The sequence below is a fragment of the Methylobacterium sp. C33D genome (assembly GCF_053345825.1).
Genome location: NZ_JBKFAV010000049.1, coordinates 36,210 through 43,463, shown reverse-complemented (window position 1 = coordinate 43,463; position 7,254 = coordinate 36,210). Strand labels below are relative to the sequence as shown.

The window sequence follows — 7,254 nt, the reverse complement described above, 5'->3', positions numbered from 1 at the left end:
CGACCGCTGTAAAGAGAATGCGGATTTTCTCGGGGTGACTTTGGGATCCGACACCTGAGCGACACCCCGCGGGCAAGGTCCGCTCCCAGGTCGCCGTCAAGGCAGGGGCATGACTGGGTTGGGTCGCCAGCGGAACGTCCGCATATGCCCGCTCTCCGAAGCTTCGGTTCGGGTCTCTTCTCGCCTCGTCGGCATGGGCCGTGACCTTGCCCCCTGGTCTGCCCTCGTTCTGAAGCTAGAGTCCGTCGATCAGGAGACGGACGATGAAGAAGAGCCGGTTCAGCGAAGAGCAGATCATCGGCATCCTGAAGGAGCAGCAGGCTGGGCTGCCGGTCACTGAGATCTGCCGCCGCCACGGCATCAGCGATGCGACGTTCTACACGTGGCGTTCGCGCTACGGCGGCATGGAGATCTCGGACGCGCGCCGCTTGAAGGCGCTCGACGAGGAGAACCGCAAGCTCAAGAAGCTGCTAGCCGAAGCGATGCTCGACGTGGCGACGCTGCGTGAGGCGCTGGGAAAAAACTTCTGACGCCCGGCGCACGGAGAACAGCCGTGAGCTGGGCCATCGAGGAGAAGGGCTATTCGCAGCGTCGCGCCTGAGGGCTGATCAGCTTGGAGCCGAAGACGTACCGCTACGCCTCGACCCGTGGTGACGACGCGGCCGTGCGGGTACGCCTGCGCGGCCTAGCCGGCGAGCGCCGCCGGTTCGGCTACCGGCGCCTGCTCATCCTGCTGCGGCGAGAGGGCCTCACGCTCAACCACAAGAAGCTTTTCCGGCTCTACCGAGAGGAACGGCTGTCGGTGCGCAAGCGCGGGGGTCGCAAGCGAGCACTGGGCACGCGAGCGCCGGCCGCGGTGCCGCAGGAGCCGAACCAGCGCTGGAGCCTCGACTTCGTCTCCGACACGCTCGACGACGGACGGCGCTTCCGCATCCTCGTCGTGGTCGATGACTGCACGCGGGAGTGCTTGGCACTGGTGGTCGACACGTCGCTGTCTGGACAGCGGGTCGCGCGCGAACTCGACCGGATCATCGTGGGCCGGGGCAAGCCGCTGATGATCGTCTCGGACAACGGCACCGAGTTGACCCCGCACGCCATCCTGCGCTGGCAGGAGGAGCGTACGGTTGAGTGGCACTACATCGCCCCCGGCAAGCCGCAACAATACGGTTTGTCGAAAGCCTGAACGGGCGCTTGCGCGACGAGTGCCTGAAAGAGCATCTGTTCCGGAGCCTGCCGGCGGCCCGGACAATCATCGAGGCGTGGCGGGTCGACTACAACACATGCCGCCCCCACACGAGCCTCGGTGGGCTCACCCCGAACGCGTTTGCATCCCGGTCCCAACAGGACCAGAACCAGAACGGACTCTGGTTATGAACAGGGGCAAACACGGGGCAAGGTCAATTACTATCCCGCCGCCGTCACGGGGGCGGACTTCCTGCGGGCGTCCGCGGCGCCGGCGCTCCGCGACAAGTCCGGCGGGCGGCGCGAGGCGACCGGCGAGGTGAACTTGTTGCGCGACCTTGCGCGTTGCACCTGCGGCGGTCGAATGAAGTGCGAGAAGATATGCGCGACGCGCTACTTCCGGAGCCGACTCCGGCACCGCTGCGGTCCCTCGCGGACCGGCTGCGACGTCCACCTCCCGACCGCACAGGAGGCCCCGCAGGACCTCGTGCGGTTTGCACGCCGGCAGGACAGGGAAAATGTCGCGGACGGCCACCCGGCTTACGCGTCAGTTGTCAGGTATCGGACATCTTTGCGCCAGGAAGTCCGCTACTGGACAGTTCGGCCGCCCCGGCCCGGACCGCCCCCGTGAACGCCCGAACCCCGCCTTCCCTCGACGGCAACCTGCTGCTCGAAGCCCTCGACGAAGCCGACCGCGCCCTGGTCGCACCGCATGCCGAGAGACGCGAGGTCCCGCGCGGGGACGTGCTGTTCCGCGCCGGAGACGACGTCGACCACGTCACCTTCCCCGCACACCGCTGCGTCGTCACCCTGATGGTCCCGCTGCTGGACGGGAAGTCGGTCGAGACCGCCACGGTCGGTCGCGAGGGCGCCATGGGAGGTGTCGTCAGCCACGGCTACCTGCCGGCGTTCGGGCAGGCGGTCGTCCAGGTCGGCGGCCCGGTCATCCGGATCGACGCCGCCCGCCTGTCCGAGGCCAAGCACGCGTCGAAGGGCATCCGCGACCTGTTCGTGCGCTATGCCGACTGCCTGCTCGCCCAGGTTCTGCAGTCGGTCGCCTGCAACGCCACCCATACCATCGAGCGGCGCTGCCTGCGCTGGCTCCTGACCCTGCAGGACCGGATCGGCACGCCCGAACTGCCGGTCACCCACGAGATCCTCGCCGACATGCTCGGCGTGCGCCGCGCATACCTGACCGAGGTTCTCGGACGCATGCAACGCGACGGCCTCATCGCCATCGGCCACGGGCGCATCACCCTGCCGGACCGGGCGCGTGCCGAGGCCGGCTCCTGCGAGTGCCATGCAAGCGTCCGGCGGCATTTCTCCGAGGTCCTGGGCGCCGTTTACGGGAAGGGCGGGAGGATCGTCGCGGTCGACGAGGGGCCCGCGGTCGGCCACCTGGAGGCCGGGGCATGAGCGCCTCGTGCTCCGCCGCGGGTCCGGTCCACGACCCGGAACGCCTGTAGGCCCTCGACGGATACGACATCCTCGATACCCCGGCCGAGCGCGGCTTCGACGACATCGTCTCCCTCGCCTGCCAACTGTGCCGGACCCCGGTCGCGCTCGTCAGCCTCGTCGCCCGCGACCGGCAATGGTTCAAGGCGCGGGTCGGGTTCGACCCGTGCGAGACGCCATTGTCGCAATCGGTCTGCGCCCACGCGCTCGGCCTCGACGACCTGCTGGTGATTCCGGACCTGACGCTCGACCCCCGTACCGCCGCCAACACCCTGGTGACCGGCGAGCCGTACCTCCGCTTCTACGCCGGCGCGCCCCTTCACAGCCCCGAGGGCGTCTCCCTCGGCACCCTGTGCGTGATCGACCACGAGCCGCGGCCCGAGGGCCTGTCGCCGGAACAGGCCGACGCGCTCCGCGCCCTGGCCCGGCAGGTCATGGTCCAGATGGAGCTCCACCGGGCGGTCATGAACCGCGGGCAGGCCCTCGCCGCCAAGGGCAGGGCCGAGGAGCAGATGCGGCTGGCCACGGCCGCGGCCGGCATCGGCGTCTGGGACCTCGACGTGCCGACCGGCGAACTGCGCTGGGACGCGCGCGTCCGGGAGCTCTTCGGCGTCCCCGAGCGCGGCGCCGTCTCCTATGAGGCGTCGTTCCTGCCGAACCTGCACCCGGAAGACCGCGACCGCACCGACGCCGCCGTGCAGGCCGCCCTCGACCCCCTGGGTACGCTCCAGTTCGACATCGAGTACCGGGTGCTGGCCGCCGACACCGGCGAGGAGCGCTGGCTCGCCGCCCGTGGGCAAGGCTTCGTCGAGGACGGGCGGACGGTCCGGTTCATCGGCACCGTCCGGGACGTCACCCGGCGCAGGGCCGCCCTCGCGTCCCTCTCCGAGACCGAGGAGCGCTATCGCCTCGCGGCGCGCGCGACCACCGACGCGATCTGGGACTGGAACCTGGCGGCGAACCACGTCCATTGGAACGAGTCCCTGGAAACGGCCTACGGGCACGCGCCGGACACGGTCGAACCGACCGGCGACTGGTGGATCGCGCACATCCATCCCGACGACCGCGCCCGCGTCGATGCTTCCATCCACGCGGTCATCGACGGGTCGGGCAACACGTGGTCCGGAGCGTACCGGTTCCTGCGCGCCGACGGAGGCTACGCCGAGGTGCTCGACCGCGGCTACGTGATCCGGGACGAGGCTGGCCGGGCGTGCCGCATGATCGGGGCCATGCTCGACCTGACCGACCTGCGGGCGACCGAGAACCGGTTGCGCGTGAGCGAGCGGCAGTTGCGCCTGGAGCGCGGCCTGCTGCGCTCGGTGTTCCAACAGGCGCCGGTCGGGATCTCGGTCACCGACGCTACCTCGATGTGGACCACCCTCGTCAACGACCGCGCCAAGGCGATGTCCGGGTACGGCGCAGGCGGCCTGCCGTACGGTCACGACGGGAACGGCGCGCTCAGGCCGGACGGCAGCCCCTGCGCCCCCGCCGATTACCCGACCGCCCGCACGCTGCTCAAAGGCGAGACGGTGCACGCGGAACTCATGCGCCACCGCGACGGCGCGACCGGCGGGACACGCCGGTACGAGGTGTCGAGCGCGCCGGTCCGCGGCGAGGACGGTCGCCTCCTCGCCGCCGTGACGATCCTGGTGGACGTCGAGGACCGGTTGCAGGCCGAGGCACGGGCCGCGCGGCTCGCGGCCATCGTCGAGCAATCCGGCGACTTCATCGGCATCGCGGAGCCGACGGGACGGGGCGAGTACCTGAACCCGGCGGGCCTACGCATGGTCGGGTTTCCGGACGGGGCCGACATCGCCGCCATGCGGGTCGGCGACTTCTTCGCCGCGGAGGACCTACCCTTCGTCGAGGACACCATCCTGACCCGGGTCGTCGCCGGCGGGAGCTGGGCGGGCGACTTCAACTTCCAGCACCTCGCCACCGGCGAACCGGTGCCGGTGCATTACCACCAGTTCCCCCTGCGGGGTGCGGACGGCGCCTTCGCGGGATTCGCGACGGTCTCCCGGGACATCGCCGACCGCAAGCGGGCGGAGGCCCTGCAGGAGTTGCTCAACAACGAGCTCTCGCACCGGATGAAGAACCTGATGGCCATGGTGCAGGCCATCGCGGCCTCGACGCTGCGGGGGGCGACCGACGTCGAGGCCGCCCGCGAGGTCCTGGCCGGACGCTTGGTCGCGCTGGGCAAGGCGCACGACATCCTCCTCGGCGGGGTCGCCGAGGGCGCCAAGCTGGACGCGGTCGTGCGCCAGGGCGTCGGGGTGCAGGAGGTGGCGGGCCGGGTCGCCTACGAGGGTCCCGACATCGAGGTCGGCTCCAAGCCCGCGCTGGCCCTGGCGTTGACCCTGCACGAACTGACGACGAACGCGGTGAAGTACGGGGCGCTCTCGGTGCCCGACGGACGGGTCACCGTGGAGGCGACCGTGCTCGACAGCCCGGAGGGGCCGCGCCTGCGCATCGCCTGGACCGAGCGAGGTGGGCCCCCGGTGGCGCCACCATGGCGAAAAGGGTTCGGCTCGCGGCTGATCGAGAGGAGCCTCACGGCGCAGGTCGGCGGGACGCTGGCCATGGACTACGCGCCCGCGGGGCTGCGTTGCGTGATGGAATCAAGCCTCTCTGAATTCCAGTCCACCACGTGACGGGCCGGCCGCAATCGCTGCGCCCGGACGGATCTCTCCCGCAGCCCCCGGCCGGCGGGCGACCGTGACCGCCCGGGACGCAAGCCGACATACCGCCGTCACAGGCTGAGCGGGTCGGTCGAGGCCTGTTCGAGCCTTCAGGCCCTGCCGACCGGCCGCATGTCGGTGGCGGCCGCGAACGAGGTGAACCGGTCCGGGCCGTCGAGGGGCACGTCTAGACTGCAGCGCAGGCCGTCGTGAGCGAACTCCAGGCTGACCGTGGCGCCGAGATCGCGGCTGACGCCGCCCGTGATCAAGCGTGTGCCGAAGCCGCGCTTGCCCGTCTCCCGCACCGGAGGGCCGCCGCTCTCCCGCCATTCCAGGACGAGCCGCCTCGCGCCGCTCTCGCCGCCGACGACCTTCCAGGCGATGTCGACCCGGCCCATGTCGTTCGAGAGGGCGCCGTACTTGGCCGCGTTGGTCGTGAGCTCGTGCACCGTCATCCCGAGCGCCAGGACGTAGCGCGGCGGCAGGTCGAGGTCGGTGCCGTCCAAGCCGAAGCGGTATTCCTCGTCGTCCCGGAAGGGGGCGAGTTCGTTCTCCAGCACCGCGCGCAGCGAGGCGCCCTCCCAGTCGTCGCGCGAGAGCAGGTCGTGGGTTTTCGACAGGGACAGAATGCGCCCCTCCAGCCGCTCGCCGCGGTCCTCGTCGCGACGGGCCTGCCGCGCCAAGGACTGCACGGTCGTCAGTGTGTTGCGCACGCGGTGGTTCAACTCGTGCAGCATCATCGTCTGCCGCTCCTGCAGGACGCGGCTGCGGGCGACCTCCTCGCGCAACTCGCCCTCGTGCCGCTGGAGCGACGCGGCCATGGCGTCGAACGCCTCACCGAGTTGGCCGAACTCGTCGCGCCCCGACAAGCCGGTCCGCGTCCCCAACTCGCCGGCCCGCCACGCCCCGGCCGCCCCGAGCAGGCGCCGCACGGGCCGGCGGATGAAGGCGCGGCCGGCCAGGAGCGCGGCCGCCACTGCGAGGACCGCGCCGAGGCCGATCAGCACGATCCCGCGGCGGGTGGCGGCATCGATGTCAGCGAACGCGGTCGCGGGCGATAGGCCCACCGCCACCGTCATGCCGTCGAGGTCCCCGGAGGCGCCTCCGGCCACAGCCGTGATCCGCGGGTTGCCCCTCAACCCGGGGAGGTCCGCGACCTTGCCCCGGTTGCCGTTCAGCGCCGTCCAGTAGGCCGCGGGAAGCGGCTTTCCGGCCCAGGCCTCGTGGTCGGGCAGACGGACGAGGATCTTGCCCTGCCGGTCCGCGACCGTGAGGGCGGCGTCGGGTGGCAGACCGGCGTCTGACTGGCGGGCGGCAAGGTAGGTCAGGTCGATGCTGGTGATGACGATGCCGTCGGGGTGGCCGTCGCCGTCGTCGTCGGCGATGGCCTGCGCGAACTGGACGGTGGGGCGGCCGGTGACGCGGCCGGATACGACCTCGCCGATGGCGAAGCCGCCGGTGCGCATCGCCTCTTGGAAGTAGGACCGGTCGGAGACCGTGTAGGCCCCCGGCGCCGACCCCAGGGTGTTGCACCGGATGCGCCCGTCCGCGTCGGCGACGCCGAAGAAGAACGAGCCGGGGACCTTGCCGCCGACCGTCGCGAGGTATGCCGTGCAGGCGCGGGCGTCCTGGCCGCGGACCTCGGCCACGCCGGCCAGGATGCTGAGGATCTGCCTCGCCCCGCGCCCGAACTGACCGAGGTCGGCCGCAACGGCTCGCGCGCCGCGCAGGGCGTCGTTCCGGACGGCCTCGGTGCGGGCGGCGCGGAGCGCGTACTCGTTGTAGCCCTGGACGGCCAACGCGGGGATCAACGCCAGAACGACCAGGCCTACGATACGCTTCGTCAGTGACATCGAGTTCCCGGGGCTGGTGAAGCCCGTCGTGTCCCGGGTTCCGGCACCGAACTAGGTCGGGTCGGCCGCACGGCTATGGCAAG

The 7,254-nt window shown here is 71.0% G+C and carries 3 protein-coding genes and 1 pseudogene; 3 read left to right on the top strand and 1 reads right to left on the bottom strand.

Features of this window, described 5'->3' with window-relative positions:
- Positions 1-263 precede the first annotated feature (263 nt).
- From ACLBXO_RS27890 to ACLBXO_RS27880, 3 genes and pseudogenes are all read left to right on the top strand, one after another.
- Positions 264-1,374, top strand: a pseudogene (locus tag ACLBXO_RS27890) (IS3 family transposase).
- 435 nt (positions 1,375-1,809) lie between these two features.
- Positions 1,810-2,598: a Crp/Fnr family transcriptional regulator gene (locus tag ACLBXO_RS27885; RefSeq protein WP_447687435.1), complete on the top strand. Its 789-nt coding sequence runs from the start codon at positions 1,810-1,812 to the stop codon at positions 2,596-2,598.
- Positions 2,599-2,816: 218 nt separating this feature from the next.
- A complete protein-coding gene (locus ACLBXO_RS27880) occupies positions 2,817-5,291 on the top strand; it encodes a PAS domain-containing protein (protein ID WP_447687434.1) in 2,475 nt (824 codons plus the stop codon).
- Positions 5,292-5,428: 137 nt separating this feature from the next.
- Here ACLBXO_RS27880 and ACLBXO_RS27875 read toward each other — a convergent pair whose 3' ends face one another.
- Entirely contained in the window at positions 5,429-7,171 is a 1,743-nt protein-coding gene (locus ACLBXO_RS27875; protein ID WP_447687433.1) for an HWE histidine kinase domain-containing protein, read from the bottom strand.
- Positions 7,172-7,254: the final 83 nt, after the last annotated feature.